15 protein-coding genes, 1 pseudogene and 1 riboswitch are annotated in these 19,867 nt (G+C 70.7%); of the genes and pseudogenes, 11 read left to right on the forward strand and 5 right to left on the reverse strand.

Translation table 11 applies throughout. The features are described from left to right. Positions 1–234: 234 nt before the first annotated feature. A pseudogene (locus VM95_RS39890) lies at positions 235–492 on the forward strand (MFS transporter); the annotation flags it as partial. A 19-nt stretch (positions 493–511) separates the two neighbouring features. Here the strand turns inward: VM95_RS39890 and VM95_RS03530 are convergent. After that, positions 512–2,467, reverse strand: a complete 1,956-nt coding sequence (locus VM95_RS03530; RefSeq protein ID WP_045692501.1) for an ABC transporter ATP-binding protein — start codon at positions 2,465–2,467, stop codon at positions 512–514. Positions 2,468–3,008: 541 nt separating this feature from the next. Continuing rightward, positions 3,009–3,248: riboswitch (cobalamin riboswitch) on the forward strand. Positions 3,249–3,404: 156 nt separating this feature from the next. Between VM95_RS03530 and metE the strand changes: the two genes are divergently transcribed. Together metE and tcmP are read left to right on the forward strand one after the other, a co-directional pair. Further along, a complete protein-coding gene (gene metE / locus VM95_RS03535) occupies positions 3,405–5,720 on the forward strand; it encodes a 5-methyltetrahydropteroyltriglutamate--homocysteine S-methyltransferase (protein ID WP_045692502.1) in 2,316 nt (771 codons plus the stop codon). A gap of 156 nt (positions 5,721–5,876) precedes the next feature. After that, positions 5,877–7,028: a three-Cys-motif partner protein TcmP gene (tcmP, locus tag VM95_RS39895; protein ID WP_052707118.1), complete on the forward strand. Its 1,152-nt coding sequence runs from the start codon at positions 5,877–5,879 to the stop codon at positions 7,026–7,028. Here the strand turns inward: tcmP and VM95_RS03550 are convergent. Continuing rightward, positions 7,018–7,764: a DUF5131 family protein gene (locus tag VM95_RS03550; RefSeq protein WP_045692503.1), complete on the reverse strand. Its 747-nt coding sequence runs from the start codon at positions 7,762–7,764 to the stop codon at positions 7,018–7,020. The two genes, tcmP and VM95_RS03550, sit on opposite strands and share 11 nt — an antisense overlap. A 190-nt stretch (positions 7,765–7,954) precedes the next feature. Here VM95_RS03550 and VM95_RS03555 point away from each other — a divergent pair, with 190 nt between their 5' ends. The 8 genes from VM95_RS03555 to VM95_RS03590 all read left to right on the forward strand — a co-directional run bounded on the left by VM95_RS03555 (position 7,955) and on the right by VM95_RS03590 (position 17,085). Then, a complete protein-coding gene (locus VM95_RS03555) occupies positions 7,955–8,872 on the forward strand; it encodes an alpha/beta fold hydrolase (RefSeq protein WP_045692504.1) in 918 nt (305 codons plus the stop codon). A 722-nt stretch (positions 8,873–9,594) separates the two neighbouring features. After that, a complete protein-coding gene (locus VM95_RS03560; protein ID WP_157881983.1) occupies positions 9,595–10,110 on the forward strand; it encodes a Pycsar system effector family protein in 516 nt (171 codons plus the stop codon). Positions 10,111–10,117: 7 nt separating this feature from the next. Beyond that, on the forward strand, positions 10,118–10,807 hold the full coding sequence (locus VM95_RS03565; protein ID WP_244178607.1) for a Crp/Fnr family transcriptional regulator: 690 nt from the start codon (positions 10,118–10,120) through the stop codon (positions 10,805–10,807). A gap of 108 nt (positions 10,808–10,915) precedes the next feature. Then, entirely contained in the window at positions 10,916–11,761 is an 846-nt protein-coding gene (locus tag VM95_RS03570) for a hypothetical protein (RefSeq protein WP_045692506.1), read from the forward strand. Between the two features lie 44 nt (positions 11,762–11,805). After that, on the forward strand, positions 11,806–14,040 hold the full coding sequence (locus VM95_RS03575; RefSeq protein WP_244178608.1) for a hypothetical protein: 2,235 nt from the start codon (positions 11,806–11,808) through the stop codon (positions 14,038–14,040). A 179-nt stretch (positions 14,041–14,219) separates the two neighbouring features. Further along, positions 14,220–14,714, forward strand: a complete 495-nt coding sequence (locus VM95_RS03580; protein ID WP_157881984.1) for a hypothetical protein — start codon at positions 14,220–14,222, stop codon at positions 14,712–14,714. Continuing rightward, positions 14,711–14,908 carry a hypothetical protein gene (locus tag VM95_RS03585; protein WP_045692507.1) on the forward strand — a complete coding sequence of 66 codons (198 nt, stop codon included), beginning with the start codon at positions 14,711–14,713 and terminating at the stop codon, positions 14,906–14,908. Before VM95_RS03580 ends, VM95_RS03585 begins: the two co-directional genes overlap by 4 nt. Positions 14,909–15,249: 341 nt before the next feature. Beyond that, a complete protein-coding gene (locus VM95_RS03590; RefSeq protein ID WP_045692508.1) occupies positions 15,250–17,085 on the forward strand; it encodes a M1 family aminopeptidase in 1,836 nt (611 codons plus the stop codon). Between the two features lie 119 nt (positions 17,086–17,204). Here the strand turns inward: VM95_RS03590 and VM95_RS03595 are convergent, their stop codons facing one another. The 3 genes from VM95_RS03595 to VM95_RS03605 form a co-directional block, all read right to left on the reverse strand. Next, entirely contained in the window at positions 17,205–17,504 is a 300-nt protein-coding gene (locus VM95_RS03595) for a hypothetical protein (RefSeq protein WP_045692509.1), read from the reverse strand. A 102-nt stretch (positions 17,505–17,606) separates the two neighbouring features. After that, complete coding sequence (locus tag VM95_RS03600; protein ID WP_045692510.1) at positions 17,607–18,506, reverse strand: hypothetical protein; 900 nt, start codon at positions 18,504–18,506, stop codon at positions 17,607–17,609. 165 nt (positions 18,507–18,671) lie between these two features. Next, complete coding sequence (locus VM95_RS03605) at positions 18,672–19,733, reverse strand: methyltransferase (RefSeq protein WP_244178609.1); 1,062 nt, start codon at positions 19,731–19,733, stop codon at positions 18,672–18,674. Positions 19,734–19,867 lie beyond the last annotated feature (134 nt).

Consider the following 19,867-nt stretch of genomic DNA (forward strand, 5'->3'; position numbering starts at 1 on the left):
GAAACCCGGGTGCTTCGACGGGCGGCGGTCGGGTAGTGTGCGGACCATGTCGAGTCCTGAGTCGGACAGGGTGGGGGCTTTCGGTCACGCCGTCAGCCCCCCGAACCACTGAGTTCGTAGCGCCGTTTGTCGCGCCGTTTGTCGCGCCGCTTCGCGCGGTGGGACGCGTGTGCCCGGGGCTGGCCGCGGTGACGAGATGGCCTTCTCGTTCCTCTCTCACCCCGGAGCCACTCGATGCCTCTGCCGCTGTACCTGCTTGCCCTGGCGGTCTTCGCCATGGGGACTTCGGAGTTCATGCTCGCCGGCCTCCTGCCGGAGATCGCCTCGGATCTTGACGTCACCGTCGGGACAGCGGGCGTCCTCACCCCGGCCTTCGCGATCGGCATGGTCGTCGGTGCCCCTCTGGTGGCCGCGCTCGCCCGTCACCGGCCCAGGCGCGCGGGCCTCCTCGGGTTCGTGCTCGTCTTCGCGGCGGCTCACGCCGTGGGCGCCCTGTGGGTGCCGAGGCTGGTCACGGGAGGGGCTCCTCCGTCTCCCGGGCCGGGACGGCCCGCTGGGCGGGGACGCCGGTGCGCTCGTTCTGCAGGTCCCACAGTTCCCGGAACCGGCCGCCCGTGTCGGCGACCAGCTCGGCGAACGTCCCTTCCTGGAGGACCTTCCCGTCCTCGAGGACGACGATCCGGTCGGCGACGGCCACGTTGGTGAGCCGGTGGGTGACCAGGACGACGGCGCGCTCGCGGGCGACGGCCCGCAGGTTGCGGAAGATCCGGTGCTCGGCCCGCGGGTCGAGGGCGGCGGTGGGCTCGTCCAGGACGAGGAGCCCGGCCTCGCGGTGGAAGGCCCGGGCGATGGCCAGCCGCTGCCACTGGCCTCCGGACAGCTCCTCGCCGCCCATCCACTCCACGGCCAGGAGCGTGGACAGGCCCCGGCGGAGCTTGGCGACGACCTCACCCGCCCCGGAGGCCTCGGCGGCGCGCAGCACCGCCTCGTCGCCATCGGGGGTCGGCTGCCCGAGGGTGATGTTCTCCCGGCAGGTCAGCGGCCAGCGCGCGTAGTCCTGGGGCACGACCGCGACCTGGCGCCACAGGGCGTGCGGGTCCAGGTCGCGGGTGTCCTGCCCGTCCCAGCGCACCGATCCGGCGGCCGGCAGGTAGAGGCCCGCGAGGAGTTTGGCGAGGGTGGTCTTGCCCGAGCCGTTCTCGCCCACCAGGGCCAGGATCTCGCCGCGGTCGACGTGCAGACTGACCCGGTCCAGCGCGGTGCGCTCGGAGGCGGGGTAGGCGTAGGTCAGGCCGTGCACCGAGATCCGGCGCGGTGCCGGCGGTACGGCGGTGCCGCGCTGCGGCCGGTGGCCGCCGGCGGTGTCGAGGAAGCTCGACCAGTCGTCCAGGTACATGCCGGTGCGGAACAGGTCGGCGCCGTAGCCGACGATGCCGTGCAGGCTGGTGCCGACCGAGCCGAGGGCGAACACCGCCGCGCCGCCGTGCGGCAGGCTCATCCGGCCGGTGCTGACCAGCCACAGCATCGTGCCCCACACCAGGGCGGTGCCGAGGCCGGACGCGGCGGCGCCGATCACCGAGACCCTGGCGCCCTTCAGCGCCGCCTGCCGGGAGCTGACGTCCAGTCGCCGGCCGACCTGCTCGTACTTGGCGAGCAGGAACTCGCCCATGGTGTCGGAGCGGACCTGGTCGGCGTTGCGCTTGAGGTGGATGTACCAGCGCAGGTTCGCCATGATCCGGCGGTCGCCGATGGCGGCCCGGTTCGCCAGGAACTGCACCCGGGCGGCGTGCACCGACGCGATGCCCTGCGGCAGCGCGGCCAGCACGAGGAGCGGCAGCAGCAGGGGGTGGAGCACCGTCAGCACGCCCGCGGCGCCGACGAGGGAGGCGAGTGCGGCGATCAGGTTCTGCGCCTCGCCGACGATGTCGACGCACACCTCGGCACCGCGGTCGGCGGCCTCCAACTCGTCGTTGTAGCCGGCGTGGTCGTAGGCGGTCAGCTCGGCGGCCACGGTGGCGCGCAGGACGGCCGCCTCCGCCTCGCGGGAGATCCGGGGGGACAGGTGGACGGTGACGGTGCGGATGGTGATGCCGAGCAGTGCGCGGGCGCCCGCCGCCGCCGCGATCACCAGGATCGACGGCGCCGCGTGGGTGAGCTTGTCGCCGATCGGGCCCGGGCCGAACAGGGCCGCGATCGCGCCGGTGGTCGCGAACAGCCCGGCCGCGCCGAGGACGGCCGAGACGACCTGGGAGGTCAGCAGCAGGGCGACGGAGGCGCGGTCGATGCGCCAGCCGAGCCGGAAGGCGCGTACCACGAGGGCGGGGAGCCGGCGGGCCATCGAGCCGACGCTGATCGCCTCGATCGCCTTGATGCGCTGGCCGTCCGCCAGCCACTGCAGCTCCTCGTCGGCGGCCTCGGCCGCCGGGGTCGGCCCGGCCGCTCGGGTCGCTCGGGTCGCGGCGCTCATGCGTCCGCCTCCTCTCGGGGGTCGATGGGCATCGGGGCAGGGGTGTGCATCACGGCTCCTCCAGGTGAGGGATTGCCAGGATTGCCAAGTCGGCTTCTATCGAGCCGAGTTGGCGTGCGCCGGTGAACGGGGAGGGTCTGATGATGGAGCTGTTCGAATGCGCCCTTCAAGCGGATTTACCCCCGGGCGAGCCCGGGTCGAATCGGGCGTTTTCGAGCAGCTCCGAGGCGCCGCCGAGCGGCTGCTCCACCTGCTCGCGAGGGACGGCGAGGAGCGCCGGAAGCCAGTGCGCAGGCGGCGAGTGCACGTTCGAGTGAGGCTGTCCGGCCGGGTTCGGGGCGGTCGCGGACGCCCGTCCGGGCAGGGCGTCGGGCAGAGCCCGGCCGTCGCCCGATTCACCCGATCGGTTGGACGGTTGCCCGACCGGGTTTCGGGTCGAGGGCGCTCGCCCGCGAGGGGAGGTGGCGTCCCATCATGTGGACGGGTTCCGTGATTCTCGCGGATTCTCACGGATTCTCGCGCCGGGCCGGGACTTTGCCCCTAAGCTGGCCGACGCAGTTGGTTCGCCCCGTCCGCCAGGCGGGGCGTCGTAAGAGGGAACCCGGTGACGCCTTTCCATTGGCCAGTCCGGGACTGCCCCGCAGCGGTGAGTGGGAACGACCGCCGTCATACGCACTGGGCCCGGATCGGGTCTGGGAAGCGACGGTCAGTAGGTGTCCGTCCTGGAATCAGGGCGGGCGTGCCCCCGAGTCCGAAGACCTGCCACTGCCCGTGCGCGACCGTTCGCGCGCGGCCATCCGGTGACCTCGTGGGCGGGTCGGCGACCATACCTGACGGAGCCGTACCCATCCGAGGTCGCCCGTCCGGTTCGTCCTACCTTCGCGTTCTCGTGCCGCCACCGGGTGCTTGAGGATCCAGACTCGCGAAGGAGAGTCCCTTGACCACGAAGTCCGCAGCCGCGGCGGCCCTCGCCACCGCGTACGGCTACCCCCGCCAGGGCCGGGGCCGGGAGTTGAAGAAGGCGATCGAGGGGTACTGGAAGGGCGCCGTCACCGCCGAGGCACTGCTGGCCGCGGCCGCCGACCTGCGCCGGGAGAACTGGCAGCAGCTCGTCGATGCCGGGATCGAGGAGGTCCCGACCGGTGACTTCTCGCTCTACGACCACGTGCTGGACACCACCGTCGCGGTCGGCGCGATCCCGCCCCGGCACCGGGCCGCCGTCGACGCCGACCCACTGGACGGCTACTTCGCCATGGCGCGCGGCACCCAGGACGTCGCGCCGCTGGAGATGACCAAGTGGTTCGACACCAACTACCACTACCTGGTGCCCGAGTTGGGGCCGGACACCGTCTTCGCGGCGAACCCGGCCAAGGCCGTCGGCGAGCTCAAGGAGGCCCTCGCGCTCGGTCATGACGCCCGCCCGGTGCTGGTCGGCCCCGTGACGTACCTGCAGCTGGCCAAGCCGGCGCCCGGCGTCGCCGAGGACTTCGAGCCGATCACCCTGCTGGACCGGCTGCTGCCCGTCTACGCCGAACTCCTCGCCGAGCTGCGGGCCGCGGGCGCCGCGTGGGTGCAGCTGGACGAGCCCGCCCTGGTCCAGGACCGCACCCCGGCGGAGCTGAACGCCGCCGCCCGGGTCTACCGGGAGCTGGGCGCGCTGACCGAGCGGCCCAAGCTGCTGGTGGCGAGCTACTTCGACCGTCTCGGCGACGCGCTGCCCGTGCTGGCCAAGGCCCCGGTGGAGGGCCTGGCGCTGGACTTCACCGGACCGGCCGCCGCCAACCTGGACGACCTCGCCGCGGTCGGCGGGCTGCCCGGCAAGCGCCTGGTCGCCGGGGTGATCGACGGGCGCAACATCTGGATCAACGACCTGGGCGCCTCGCTGTCCACCCTGGCGACCCTGCTGGGCCTCGCCGACCGGGTCGACGTCGCGCCGTCCTGCTCGCTGCTGCACGTGCCGATCGACGCCACCCTCGAACGCGACATCGACCCGCAGATCGCCCGCTGGCTCGCCTTCGCCAAGCAGAAAGCCCGCGAGGCCGCCCTGCTGGCGCGCGGCCTGCGCGAGGGCACCGGCGCGATCACCGCCGAACTCGCCGCCAACCGCGCCGACCTGGCCTCCCGCGCCGCCTCGCCGATCACCCGCGACCCGGCCGTCCGCGCCCGCACCGCGGCCGTCACCCCGGGCGACACCCGCCGCGCCCAGCCCTACGCCGTCCGGACCGAGGCCCAGCGCGCCCGGCTCGGCCTTCCGCTGCTGCCGACCACCACCATCGGCTCCTTCCCGCAGACCACCGACCTGCGCCTCGCCCGAGCCGACCTGAACGCCGGGCGGATCGGGCCGGACACCTACCGCGAGCGGATGGAGGCCGAAGTCCGCGAGGTGATCGCCTACCAGGAGAAGGCCGGCCTGGACGTCCTGGTGCACGGCGAGCCCGAACGCAACGACATGGTCCAGTACTTCGCCGAACAGCTCACCGGCTACCTCGCCACCCGCCACGGCTGGGTGCAGTCCTACGGCACCCGCTACGTCCGGCCGCCGGTCCTCGCCGGGGACATCTCCCGCCCGCACCCGATGACCGTCGACTGGTTCCGCTACGCCCAGGACCTGACCGACCGCCCGGTCAAGGGCATGCTCACCGGCCCGGTCACCATGCTCGCCTGGTCCTTCGTCCGCGACGACCAGCCGCTCGCCGAGACCGCCCGCCAGGTCGCCCTCGCCCTGCGCGACGAGGTCACCGACCTGGAGGCCGCCGGCGCCGCCGTCGTCCAGGTCGACGAACCGGCCCTGCGCGAAACCCTCCCCCTGCGGGCCGCCGACCGCCCGGCCTACCTGGACTGGGCCACCGCGGCCTTCCGCCTCGCCACCTCGGGCGTGCGCGCCGACACCCAGATCCACACCCACATGTGCTACGCCGAGTTCGGTGCGATCATGACCGCGATCGACGAACTCGACGCCGACGTCATCTCCTTGGAGGCCACCCGCTCGCACATGCAGGTCGCCGGCGAGCTGGCCGGTGCGGGATACCCGCGCGAGGTCGGCCCGGGCGTGTGGGACATCCACTCCCCGCGCGTCCCCAGCACCGAGGAGGCCGTCGAGCTGCTCCGGGCCGGCCTCGCGGCGATCCCCGCCGAGCGCCTGTGGGTCAACCCGGACTGCGGCCTGAAGACCCGCGGCTGGCCCGAGACCCGCGCCTCCCTGGACAGCCTGGTCGGCGCCGCCCGCCGCCTGCGGGCGGAACTCGCCGGCTGACAGCGGCCCCCGGGGGACCGGGCTCGGCACGAGGGCCGAGCCCGCCCCCGGGGGGCCCGCTCATTTGGCTTACACGCCCTCTTTACGCCGCCCTCCGGCCTCGCCCACTCTGAAACGGTCGATGACTGGTGCGGGTGTCGGGCCGGGAGGGGACGGATGTCGAAGGGCACCTCGGGGGAGTACTGGGTCGAGCCGGCGTTGCCGAGCAAGTTCAAGCACGACTTGTTGAGTCGGTACATACCGAAGTTCGGCGGGATGACCGGTTCACCGGGCGGTGAGGTGGTGTACCTGGACGGGTACGCGGGGGAGGGGCGCTATCTCAACGGCGAGCCGGGGTCGGCCGACCGGGTGCTCAAGGTGGCGGCTCACCATCAGGCGAAGGGTCTGGTTCGCTGGACCTGTTTCTTTGCCGAGCGGTCCGCGGAGTCATTCACCCAACTCGAAGCGCTGGTCGCGGAGTACCGGTCCCGTGGCGTGGATGCGCGGGCCTTCCACGGTGACGTGCTCGGGCTGCTCGACGATGTGCTCGCTGCTGCGGTGGGTCGACCGTTGTTCCTGTTCCTCGACCCCTGTGGGCTGGCGCTCCCCTTCGACCGTCTGGTCGAAGTGCTCGCACGCCGACGTACCACCGGCACCTGGCCGCCCACCGAACTGCTACTCAACTTCAGCATGATGGCGGTGCGCCGGATTGGCGGCAACTCGCACTCCCCGAAAGGTTATGAACGCACCAACAAGCGCCTTGACGCGGTCTGCGGTGGGACTTGGTGGCGAGAGTACTTCGCAGACGGCTACACCCACGACGCGGACGAGAAGGTGGCCGGCGAGTACAGCCTGCGCCTGGGGAAGGCGACCGGCATGCGCATGGTGTCGGTGCCGGTCACCAAGGGCCCGGGCCAGAAGGCGGTCTATAACCTGGTGTTCGGAACACGCAGCAACCACGGCCTCTGGGTCTTCGGCGACGCGCACGCCCGTGCCCGCGACACCTGGTGGGAGGGCGTCGAACTGCAGGAGGAGGCCCACGACAACGCCCTGTTCACGATCGCGACCCTGCAACGGCCGGATCCGGCGCAGGTGCAGAAGGAAGCGGTACCGGTCATCGCCGAGAACATCCGGACGCTGCTGCAGCGAGGGAGATCGTTCAAGCTGGTGGACCACACGGTCCAGGTGTTCGGTGACTACTACGGCCAGGTACCGGAAACCGTCGTCGGCAAGGCAATTCGGCAACTGGACGAGGCAGGTCTCATTGCCAAGGGAGGAAAGACGTCGAGGATCAAGAATCTGGAGCTGCGCCCGGCGGTCAGACGCTGACCGGGAGCGGTAGTTGGTCCCAGGTACGCCCGTCGAGCAGGCGGCCGCCGGCCTTGGGCGTGTGGCCGCCCCACTGCTTGAAGAAGAAGGCCACGTCTTCCCGGTGACAGGTGTCGCGAAGGCCTCGGGCCCAGGCTACCTCCATGGGGCGGTGGCCGGGCCCGGACTCCCCACCCGCGATGACCCAGTGGATGCCGTCCAGCTCCAGACCGTCCAAGGGGCCCAACAGTGGCTCGCAGGAAAGGAATCGTACGGCGGCGGGAACCACTCGAAGGTCGTCGACCCGGCCGAGTTCTTCGGAGCTTTCCACTGACACGCCCATCCAGACGTTGGACGGCCACTCCAGCCGGTCCGCCACGCGCCGCAGTCGGCGGGTCCGCTTGGTGAGCACCTGGTACGTGTGCTGAGGTGTATCCGCCATCACCGCGAAGACCCGGCGGACGAAGTCGAACGGGACACGGGCGTGGAAGAGGTCGGACATCGAGTCGACGAAGACCGTCCGCGGACCGCGCCAGCCGTAAGGCGCCCGTAGGGTGTCCGGGTGAAGGGTGAGACCGAAGCCCGGTCCCGAGGTCCGGGGATCGCCGTCGTTCCGGTACTTCGCGGCGCCCATGGCCTTCAACCGCTTCGCCAAGGTGAGCGCGTAGCAGTTGTCGCAGCCGGCCGACACCCGGTCACACCCCGTCGTGGGGTTCCACGTCACCTCCGTCCACTCGATCCCGCTGCGCTCGCCCACTGCTGCTCCTGATCCTCGTCGTGCCCTGCGGCCCCGCCCCCGCAGTCGCCCGCATCCCGTGTTCGGGACCACCCTGCTCCGTTGGGCGCAGCCCTGTCGAACCCGGCAGGTCAGGGCGCGGACGGCGGCGGTCCGGCGAATCCGTGGCGAGCGGGACCGGGCGGTGCAGCGGGCGTGCGAGCATGATCGGATGACTGCGACTGCCGAAGAGGCGTACGAGCTGCACCGGGTGGCGACACCCGTTCTGGAGATCGCCTACCACCGGACCGGCGGGCGGCGCCGGGAGACCGATCCTCCGGTGATCCTCTTGCACGGCTTTCCTTACGACGTGCGGGCGTACGACGAGGTGGCGCGGCTGCTCGCCGAGGCCGGTCGGGAGGTGTTGACGCCGTACCTGCGCGGCTACGGGCCGACCAGGTTCCTGGCCGACGACTCCCCGCGCAGCGGTCAGCAGGCCGCGCTCGCGCAGGACTTGGTGGAGTTCATGGACGCCCTGGGGATCGAGCGGGCCGTGGTCGCCGGCTACGACTGGGGTGGGCGGGCGGCCTGTGCGGCGGCGGCGCTGTGGCCGGAGCGGATCCACGGCCTGGTCGCGGCGGGCGGCTACACCGTCCAGGACATCGCGCGTGCCGCGGAGCCCGCCGCACCGGAGGCGGAGCGCAACCTCTGGTACCAGTACTACTTCCACTCGGAGCGGGGCCGCCAGGGGTTGGAGCGGAACCGTGAGGAGCTGTGCGGGCTGCTCTGGCGGCTCTGGTCCCCGACCTGGCCGCAGGCCCGGGAGGCCTTCGCCGCCTCGGCCCCCAGCCTGCACAACCCGGACTTCGTGGAGGTCACGATCCACTCCTACCGCCACCGCTTCGGCCTGGTCGAAGGCGATCCGCGCTATCAGGAGCTGGAGGACGCGCTGGCCGGACGGCCGCCCGTCGTGGCGCCGACGATGGTGCTGGTCGGTGAGGAGAACGGCGTGATCCCCGCCGCGGACCAGACCGGCACCGAGCGCTTCACCGGGCCGTGCGAGGTGCGGACCCTACCCGGCGTGGGCCACAACGTCCCGCAGGAGGCCCCCGAGGCCTTCGCCTCGGCGATCCTGGACCTGCCGGTGTAGCCCTGGGAACGATCAGCGGTTGCTGAGGCACCGAGATGTCCTCCGGGTGAGGCCGTACGAGCATCGGCGGGTGATCGACGATGAGGAGCTGTCGGGCCCCGACCTGGGCTGGGGGTAACACTCTGACATCTGGGGCGGGGTGGTAGACCGTGGCGTGCCCGGTGAGTCCGAGCACGCAGTTGTTAGTCGGGCTTCTGGACCCGGCCAATGCTTCCCACCCCGGTGGATCAGGCCACCGTGACCTTTCGAGCAGGTCGCTAGCTGTTCTGCCTCTGAGGTGCGGCCAGTGGAGATCCCGGTCCACTGGCCCGCTACCGTTTCGGTCGCACGTTCGGCTTTTCCCGCACAGCCTCGCTCGGCTTCCGGACGCATCCACTGGTGCCTTCTTGTCTCGAGCCGGCCCTCAGAAGATTGTCCCGCTGGCTGATTGACCCACCGGCTACGTGGGTTCGTGACCTTGGCGCGAGAGCGAAGTCCGGCCGTTGTCCGACAGGTTCGCGCGGATCGGTGCGGAAGGAAGCGCGAGTGAATTCACGTGAATTGTATGCGACGGCAAGATCCCTGCGGGACTGTAGACAGTGGTCAACGGCTTGCTCCGGTGGGTCGAGACACACCGTTGTGGCGCAGCGAACAGCAGCGGCGCCCAGTACCGGGCTTGTGCCGGTACCCGCCTCCTGGAGAGTGGTGATGACCGAATCGTCCGACCATTTCAGGGGGTTTCCATGCCGGATTCGAACAGTGGGACTGCCGATCCCTCGCCCGTTCCGCTGGAAGCAGTGCTCGGCGTTAGGTCTGCGGCGGTGCTCGTGGAGCTCCAGCGTGCAGACGGGAAGGCTACCGCGCTCTGTGGGCTGGCCAGCGGCGCGCTGGCCGCGACGGTGGCGGCCGTCCCGCTCTGGTCCACGGGATCAGTGCTGCTGACCGCGGCGGTGCTGGGTGGCTGCGTGCTCCTGCTCGCTGCTGCGGCGGCTGCGCTTCTTGCCATCCGGCCGGTGACACCGCAGGGTCGGTCGCTGGTCGAGTCGGAGCTCTTTCGGCCGGGTCCCGGGTCGATGAGCACCGTCGCCGACCTGGCGACTCTGGAGCGGGCGGCCCTGATCGAAATGGAGGTGCAGCGCCTGCGGCGGCTGGCCGAACTCGCCGAGCGGAAGTTCCGGGCCGTTCGGACTGCAGTGGACCTGATCATTGTGGCGGGCACCGTGACCGGAATCGGCCTGTTGATTACCTGCACGAATTGAGAGCATCATGCCCCTGTTGTCCGAGGAAAATCAGGGGGGGCACATGTATCTCTGCCATGAATCTATCATCGGTGATCAGCTCTGGTCGGAACTGCGCAATCTCGCGCCAGAACGCACCCGTCCCGCCAGATCCATGTTGCTCCGCCAGGGTGACCCCGCCACCCAGGTGATCCTGCTCAGTTCTGGATCCACCCTGGTCACCCTGGCGGGCGCCAACGGTGAGCAGACCCTGCTGGCCGTCCGTGGCGCCGGAGAACTGCTCGGCGAACTCGCGGTCCTGGACGCCCAGCCGCGCTCGGCCTCGGTGATCGCCGCCGAACCGTGCCGCGTCCACCTCATCCCCGCTCCCGATTTCCTCGCCTTTGTCCTCGAACACGATCTGACAATTTCCTTGCTGCGGCACGCCATTGCACGTGTCCGGGAGTCGGAGGCGGTCAGGCTGGAGATGGCGACCGCGCCGGTTCCGGTGCGCTTAGCCGCGGCCCTGGGTCGATTGGTCCAGGCGGCTTCCCGACACGGTGCCGAGACCATGGTGCGGTTGACCCAGACCGAGCTGTCGCAGCTGATCGGAGCCTCCCGGAACGGCGTGGGCAGCGCGATCAAGCCGTGGCGGGAACGGGGTTGGCTCGGGACCGAGGCCGGCGGGGGCCTGGTCATCCGCAACATGTCGGCCATCCAGGCCGACGTGCTCGCCTGAGTGACGCAGGCCACCGCGATGGTGCCCAGTCCTGGGCACCATCGCGGTGGCCTGCCGAGCACCATGGGGCCTCGTCCACCGCCCCGACTGCCGAAAGGCCGCCCACCCATGACTTCCTCCGCCTTCGCGCCGGACCTCGACGCACAGGACCACGACGTAGCGGGCCGTGACGTCCCGCCCGAGCAGGCCGTTCTGGTCGTCGACATGAAGGGCTACAGCCGACTCCCCGAAGCACAGATGGCACCGGTCCGGTCCGATCTGGACAGCATCCTGGAGACGGTCTTCGTCCAGAGCGGACTGCCCGCGCCCCACACCCTGGGCGCCGGGTACAAGGACACGGGCGACGGTGTCATCCTGCTCCTCCCGCCCCGACACGCCGCGCGGCTGGTCGATCCTCTGCTGGGGCACCTGAGTGCGGCGCTCCAGCGCTACGAGGGCGTGCGGATGGCCGCAGCACCGGCCATCCGCGTCCGTGCGGCCGTCCACGTCGGCCCGCTGAGCGTCCCCGACCATCGTGGCGCCGCGATCAACGACGCCTGCCGGCTGGTCAACAGTGACGCGGCTTACCAGGCCGTCGCGGCTGCGACCGCCAACGGGCTGTTCCTGGCGGCCGTCCTCTCGGAGCCCGTCTACCAACGCTCCGTGCAGGCTGGGCGTACCGGCATGGAGATGACGGAGCGACAGTTCCTGGCGACTGTCGCCCGGGTGGCCGAGAAGCCCGGGTTCGAGGCGCCGTGCCGCCTGCTCGTCCCGGGCCTGCCTGCCGACTTCCTTCGCGGGTACCTGACCGCCCCTGGCAGCCCCGCGCCGGGCACTGCTTCCACGCCTCCGGCTCACCCCGCGCCGGAGCAGCCTGCCAGGGCGGGGGCCGTCTTCAACTTCAACGGAGCGGTTACCGATCCCGTCATCGCGGACGAGATCAAGAACCTCCGGATCGACCGCCGCAGCCGCTGAGCCGACACCACTCCGTCCGCCATATCCGTACAAGGGAGAAGCCTGTGTCCGAAACCCTCCACCCGCCGCGATCTGCTGACGAGCCGAACGACGAGGGACATAGCGGCGAAGATCTCGCGTCTCGGCTGCCGAACTGGGTACAGCCTCGGCAGGAGTATCACCCGCAGCCGCCTGACGCTGTGCAACCCTCGGTCGGTGAGGCTCCGGAGCCTCCTGCCAGCTACGAGGCGGCCCCGGGCGTCTACACGGTCCCCGGCTCGGTGGCGCACTTCCACCGTCCGGTCGACGTCGTCGTCGGCGGCGACGTCAAGAAGCTGATCCTCGAGACCCGGAAGCGCGATCTCCTGGAGGGTGAGGAGCAGGACCGAGAGTCTCTCCTGGAGGAGCCGTTCGTCCGCGACGCGTGGACGGACACCTGGCAGGAAGCCGTCGACCCGGAGACTGGCGGATTGCGGGCACCCGTCCTGGTCGTCGTCGCCCCCCGCGCGATCGGCGCCACGACCTTCGCGCTGCGCCTGCTGGCCGAGCACACCGGGCCGAGTACCACGCTGGTCAAACTGCACGCGGACTGGAACTCGCCCGGCCGGACCAGGCTGCCCTTGGAGGAGCGGCACGCCTTCCAGCTCGATCTCAAGGATCCGGAGACCGACCGGGTCTCGGCCGACTTCCTCAACTCGCTCGGGAAGCATGCCGAGCACCTCGCTGGCTGCGGATCCCACCTGGTACTGACAGTGGCTCAGGAGCTCTGGGACGCGCCCGGACTGGTCGCCCGACACGGTGTACAGGTGCTCCGCCTAACGGAGTCCCCCGCCGCAGGCTCCGTGGTGGACGCTCACCTCGAGGCTGGCGGTCACCGCGAGCTGGCAATGGAGATCAGGGCGTCCACGCAGGCCCAGTCCCAGCTTCAAGGCCTGAATGCCGTGGCGGCGGTTCGGGCGGTTCATCGGATTGTCGCGGTCTGGGAGGAGTACCGCCTTTATCAGGGAGCCTCGGCCCTGCACCGGAATGGAGCGGACCAGAACGCGGCGAAGACATTCGAGGAGCGCGTGCTGGACGCGCTGTCGGACTGGCGCGAGGAGTTGGACCAGCTCTTCGGGGACCGGACTGTCGCCCCTAGCAGGATCGACCGCTCGTTGGCGCTTGAGGACCGCTACCTGCTGCTCGCCCTGGCGGTGCGGCAGTCCGCGTCGGTGTCCCTGGTGTCCGCCGGCGCACGACAGTTGCAGGAGGCGGTGGAGTCGGCGGGCAGCGACCAGACGGCAGGGACGGCCACCCAGGCGGCGTTCGCGGCCCGTGGTCTGCGTCGTCGGATCCAGGACGTCGGTGCCGCGGTCGATGGGCGCGACATGGTGCTCTTCGACCGACCGGCCTACGGGCGGGCGGTGCTCGAGTACGTCTGGGACAACTACGAAGTCATGCGCACGCCTCTGCTCCGCTGGCTCGCGAAGCTCGCCGACCAGCCCGAGCCGACGGATCCGGTGGTCCGGACGCTCGGGTCGCTGGCCCTGCGCCACGGCACCAGGGAACACCTCAACAAGCTGACTGAGCTGACCGCGCCTGACCTGCTGGGCGCCGTCCTCAGGGCAGTGGTGTCCGACGAGCATGTCGGACGCCTCGTCTGGGCCACGCTCTACCAGTGGGCTGATACGAGCAGCAGTGCGCCCGTCGTGGTGTCCACCTGCCGCCTCGTTCTGGCCGACTCCGAGGTGAGCGCCGCCGTCGCGAAGATGGCGGTGGTCCGCTTGCGGCGGGTGGCGCAGAGGACCGCTGACCCGGCCGTGCGGCAGAGCGTGCTCACGGCTTTCGAGGAGCTCTCCCGCCAGCCCGCCGGTCGGGCCCGGCTGGTTGCCGAGGTACGGACCTGGCAGCAGGCGAAGGGCTCGCCCTGGAGCGGGAGTCTGGCCTTCCTCGCTCTGATGTCGGTGGACAGGCCGGGGCTGCCATGGCTGCTGTCGGGCGACGCGTCGGAGATAGATGTGCAGCAGGCTCTGGCGGAGCTGCTCGGCAATCCGGACACCGCGAGCGAGACCATCCTGCGGCTCACCGGCTGGATCCGCTCCTGCGCGGGTGAGGCCGATGCCAGCAGCTACGGGCAGCTCCGCGACCGGCTGCTCGTCCCATTCCGCGGGCACCGGATGCTCCAGGCCGGGATGCAGCTGATGCAGGCGCTCACGGGAAACGTCACGGCGCAGGGCGTCAACATCGCCGAGGACTTCTACGAACACCTGGTCGGTGCCGATTTCCACGAGGTTTTCGCGCTCGACGGTGCCGCTCGATGAGGTGGCCGTGGCAGCGGGCCACGGACACCACCGGGTGCCCGCGGCCGTGCCAACTGCCCAGTGCCGAAGAGGGTGTACCGTTCGAGGCAACCTTCACCCTAGTCTGGCGGCCCGCCTTACGGGGCCGGGTCAATCTGGCGGAGCAGGTCCGTAGCGACATCCGCGCCGCTGCGGCGGAAGTGACCGCCGAGCTGCGACCGGATGACCTGCTCGGGGCCGAGGACACCCTGAACGCCGTGCTCGGTGCGCCACACGGACGGCGTACCCCGCACTACCGGCTGCTGTCCGCGAAGTTCGCCCTTCGCCTGTCGCCCACCGCGCAGGAGACCCTGGCCACCCGGCGGGCCGACACCGAACGGATCAGACGGCTTGAGTTCCTCAAGACGGCCCTCTACGACCACCCGAACCTCGTGGTGCTCGACCGCCTGGAGCGGACCTCGGCACTTCCGGACGATGCTCAAGTGGCTGGCCTGCAACGACTCTCACGTGCGATGAGGTCCTGCGATGCCTGGTGGTATCCGCTTCTCGAGCAGTGGGAGGCGGTCGGTGCAGGGTTCAAGGACCTGGAGACCCAGCACGCGGCTATGCAGGTCCTGCTTCGGAAGTCCGTCGAGGCCCTGATGGCGGCCACCGCGCCACCGGACCGGGCTGTCCCGGATGGACGGGCGGGATGAGAACGGCCCTGTGGCGGATTCTGCTCGCCCCGCTCACGACCCTGCGGGCGCTCCGCCTCCAGCGGCTCAGCCGCTCGCCGTTTGACTTCGACAGTGCTTGGCGGCAAGCCCGGATGCACTGCGCGCCCGACGAGGTCGAGTACCTGTTCCAGTGCCATCTCCAGGAGAGCGAGGCCCGCCAGCCCGAGCCGTAGAGCAGATCGGTCCTCCATCCCAGGCGGACGGCGTTGGGACCAGGCGAGCCGGACATTGTTGGCGAAGGCTCTGTGACTGCGCTCTGTTGCCTGGGGCAATGGAGCGCAGTCACTCGAATCGGAAGATGGGGGTTCCGGCCCTGAGATCCGGGGAGTCAGACAGAAAGCCGGGCAGGGCTCTGGAAGCGGCACTTGGGACGGCTACGGCACATTGACCGTCAGCGGCCGAACGCTCGGACGCATCCGGGGGCGTGGGGTCAGTTTACTGACATGAGCCTTTCAAAGGCGCGGGTTTGCTGTCACGCTGCTGCTCCCGGCCCGCTTCCCCACGAGAGGTCCCGATGAGAAGAATCCTGCCTGCCCTGACCGGCGCCGCGCTGTTCGCGGCGGCCGGCCTGACGGTGCTCGCCACCCCCCATGCGGCGAGCGCCGCGGACTGCACGCCCGCCCAGGTGGTGGCCAACGGCGGTTTCGAGTCCGGTAGTTCACCCTGGACGGCACCGAGCGGCGCGATCACCGCCGACAGCGGCCAGAGCGCCCACTCCGGCAACTCCTACGCCTGGCTCGACGGCACCGGTTCGACCCACACCGACACGCTCTCCCAGTCCGTCACCCTCCCCACCGGGTGCGGCGCGGCGACGCTCGGTTTCTGGCTGCACGTCGACACCGCCGAGACGACCACCAGCACCGCCTACGACACACTCGCCGTCAAGCTCGGCACGACCACCGTGGCCACCTACTCCAACCTGGACGCCCAGGACGGGTACGTGCACAAGACCGTCGACGCCTCCGCCTTCGCCGGCCAGACCGTGACGCTCTCCTTCACCGGCACCGAGGACTCCAGCCTGCAGACCAGCTTCGTGCTGGACGACATCACCCTGGACGCCTCCGGCGGCACCACCCCGCCCCAGCCCGGCGACCCGACCCGCACCCCGGCCGCACCCGCGTACACCGTCAACCTCACCAGTGACGCCTCCGGCGGCAGTTGGACCGGGCACGAGAGCGTCACCTTCACCAACGCCTCGCCCACCGCGCTGAACGAGGTGTACCTGCGGCTGTGGGACAACGCCCACGGCAGCTGCCCCAGCACCCCGATCACGGTGACCAACGTGACCGGCGGCACGCCCGCCCCGCTCAGCGTGAACTGCACCGCGCTCAAGGTCACCCTGCCGGCGCCGCTCGCGCAGGGCCAGAGCGGCACCGTCGGCTTCGACCTCGGCATCACCGTGCCCAGCGGCGCCGACCGCTTCGGCCACGACGGCGCGTACAACTTCCTCGGCAACGCCCTGCCCGTCCTGGCGATACGCGACGCGGCCGGCTGGCACCTCGACCCGTACACCAACAACGGTGAGTCCTTCTACTCGGTCGCCTCGGACTTCACCGTCACCCTGGACCACCCGACGAGCCTGCTGGTGCCCGCGACCGGCACCTCGGTGGACACCCCCGGCGCGGCCGGCCGGACCGTCACCAAGGCGACCGCGAGCAAGGTGCGCGACTTCGCCTGGGGCGCCGGCCCGTTCACCCGGATCTCCGGCACCTCCGCAGCCGGTGTGAAGGTCAACGTGTACTCGGTGGCGGGGATCAGCGCGGCCGACGCCAAATCGATGCTCTCCACCGCGACCTCGGCGGTCGACGCCCACGCCCAGCGCTTCGGCGCCTACCCGTACGGCGAACTGGACGCGGTGATCGACAACAACTTCTGGTTCGGCGGCATGGAGTACCCGGGCTTCGTCCTCGACCTGGTCAGCACCACGGCCCTCACCCACGAGATCGCCCACCAGTGGTGGTACGGAATCGTGGGCGACGACGAGTACAACGCCCCCTGGCTGGACGAGGCCTTCACCGACTACGCCACCGACCTCGCACAGGGGAAGACCGGTAACGGCTGCTGGAACAACGTCTCCTGGGCCTCGTCGGCGGAGAAGATCACCAACTCCATGGCCTACTGGGACGCCAACTCCTCCCGCTACTCCACGGTCGTCTACGGCTACGGCAAGTGCGCCCTGCACGACCTGCGCCGCACGATCGGCGACACCGCGATGACCACGCTGCTGCGCAGCTACGCGCAGGCGCACTGGTACGGCGTGTCCACCACCGCGGAGTTCAAGGCCGCGTCCCAGGCCGCCACCACCGTCGACCTGACCTCCTTCTGGAGCCAGCACCGCATCGACGGCTGAGGCCCGCCGGACGTGGGGCCCGTCTTCGACCTCCCGCCTGCGGGAGGTCGAAGACGGGCCCCTAGTGGTGGCGTGAGGCCGGGGGTGTGCTCACCGGGGAGCACCCGCGCCGAGTTCCGCTACGCGGCGCCGTGGACGCCCGGGGCGACGAAGCGGCGGTGCAGCGGGCTGAACACCACCTCGGGCTCGCCGGAGATGCCGGCCTTCTGGATCGCGGGCGCCAACCGTTCGGCGAAGAACGTCTCGAAGGCCTGCTGGGACTCCCAGACGTCGGTCACGTGCAGGCCCTGCGCGTCGAACCAGGCGATGTGCACCTGCCCGCCGGCCGGCTCGACCTCCTCCCAGCGGACCTCGTCGCGCACGGCGTTGTACTGCTCGGGGGTGGTCCCGGCCCACCGCATCGACATCACCACAGCCATGTCACCGCTCCTTCACTCGCGTCCGCTCCCCGTAGCGGTTCGATTTCCCGCCTTCCAGCCAACTCCCGTTCAGGCCCGCACGCACGTCGATCCCGCCGCGGGCTACTTCTCGACGAAGACGAGGTCCTCGATCGGGCGGGTCATCCGGAACGTGTTGCCGTTGGTGACCTCGACGACGTGCTGCAGGCCGATGATGCTGTCCTGCTGCTCGGGCACGTGGAACTCGTCGGCGCCGCCCGCGAGGTAGGCGGGCAGGCAGGTCAGGGAGGGGCCGAACAGGCGGACGTAGTCGGCGAGGCGGCGGAACAGCTTGGGGACGATGACCTGGTCGTCGGTGAGCGTGGCGAGGCTGTCGATCTTCACGCCGCTGGTGGTCTCGTCGTACGACCAGACGCTGCCCGGGACCTTGTCGTCCCGGGCCTGCTGGGCGGTGGCGGCCATGTCCGCCCGCAGGTCCTCGGGCAGGTTGCCGTAGAACGTCGGGTAGACCAGGCCGCGGGCGAGCAGGTGGTGGTTGGCGGTCCGGTTCAGCATGGCGACGGTGACGTCGACGCGGGTCCCGCTCCTGGCGGGCTTCGGCGAGTTGCCGATCATCGGCGCGTCGCCGCGCCCGACCAGGGCGACGCAGCGCCCGTAGAGGTCGGCGCCGGAGGTGAGGATGTAGCCGGGGACGGTCTGCGGGGTGGAGGCGGTGACCTTCTCCTCCGGGTCCTGGACGACCTGGCTGAAGCCCAGCCAGCTGAGCATCTCGTCGCGGGCGGCGTGTGCCCCCTTGTCCAGCGGCTGGTGGACGAAGGTCGGGCCGGCGCCCTTGTAGTGGGTCTCGGTGGCGTCGATCCCGTCCACCCGGATCGAGGCGCCGCCGAACTCGTCGCGCTTGACGCGGTGCTCGCCGGGGACCTCGCACCAGAAGCCCGGGTCCTGCGGGGTGAAGTGGACGGTGTCGCCGTCCGGCCGGTCGCCGAGGATCCGGTACGAGCCGGTGATGAGCAGCATGGGCATGGTTTCCCTCCGTGTCCGATCGGGTGCCCATTGTTGCTCGGTACCCGAACCGCCTGTGGGGGCCAGGAGGGAGCGGCGAGTCCGCGGATGGCGCGAGTCCGCCGGTGGCACGAGAACGGCCCCGCCGGGGTGCGGCGGGGCCGTGCCGGGCTCGGGTGGTTCGGGTCAGCCGACGCGGCCGGGGTTCTTGCGGGCCACGACGGCGCCGTTGGCGCCGGTCGCCTCGAAGGAGATGGTCCGGGGGTCCTCGAAGCCGGTGTCGGTGAGCCAGCGCGTGAGCTCGTCCGCGGAGTAGCTCTGGCCGCCCTCGGTCGAGACGATCATGTTCATCCCCATGAGGGCCGCGTTCGCGGGCCCCGTGTGCTCGGAGTCGAGCATCAGCTCGCAGAGGATGATCGCGCCGCCGTCCTCCAGCGCGTCGTAGCACTTGGCGAGCAGCTTCCGGCCGGTGCTCTCGTCCCAGTCGTGGAGCACGTTGCTCAGCAGGATCACGTCGTGGCCCGGCGGCAGGGACGCATCGGACAGGAAGTCGCCGGCCGCGGCGTGCACGGCCTCGCCCACCCCCGCCTCGCGCGCTTTCTGCTCGATGACGCCGCACACGTGGTCGAGCTCGACCACCGTCGCCGACAGCTGCGGGTAGCGCTGGCAGAGCACGATCGGGAACGCCCCCGACCCGCCGCCGACGTCCAGCAGCCGGCGGTGGGCGCCGAAGTCGTAGGCCTCGCCCAGCGTCCGCGCGGTCGACATCGAGAGGGAGTGCATCGCCTCCCAGAACAGTCGCGTCATCACCTGGTCGTCCGCGCCGAACAGGCTGTCCTGCGTGGCCGGGTCCCAGGTGAGCGGCTTGTCGGTGCGCAGCGCTTCGACGATGCGGTGCCAGGCCGGGTACTCGCGCTGGTCGCAGTAGCGCACGAGCCCGCCGAAGTAGCGGGGCCGGCCCTCGACGAGGAACTCCTCGGCGAGGGGGGAGTTGCGGTACCGGCCGTCGTCCTTGGTCAGCAGCCCCAGCGAGGTGAGGGCGGCCAGGAACATGTCCGCCGGCCGCTCCCGGAGGTCCAGCCGCGCGGCCAGGTCCTCCCGGGTGAGCGCCTGCCCGTCGGCCAGCTCGGTGAACAGCCCCGTCTCCACCCCGGCCGCGAGCGTTTTGAACTGCCAGAACGCGGACGTCAGTTGCATCAGCGGCACCGGGGACGGCATGTCACGGTCGGTTTCCGGCAGGTTCGTCAAGTCTCTCTCCTCCAACTCGGTCGAGCGTCGACTGTTCGCGGGCAGGCCGAACCGGACGACCCCGGGCCGGGCGCCGCCGCCCGGCAAATATGGCATGGGCACGGAGCTTTTTCGGGCCCTCGGAGGCAAGACGG

Origin of the sequence: Streptomyces rubellomurinus (assembly GCF_000961885.1) — a bacterium.
GTDB classification, from domain to species: Bacteria; Actinomycetota; Actinomycetes; order Streptomycetales; family Streptomycetaceae; genus Kitasatospora; species Kitasatospora rubellomurina.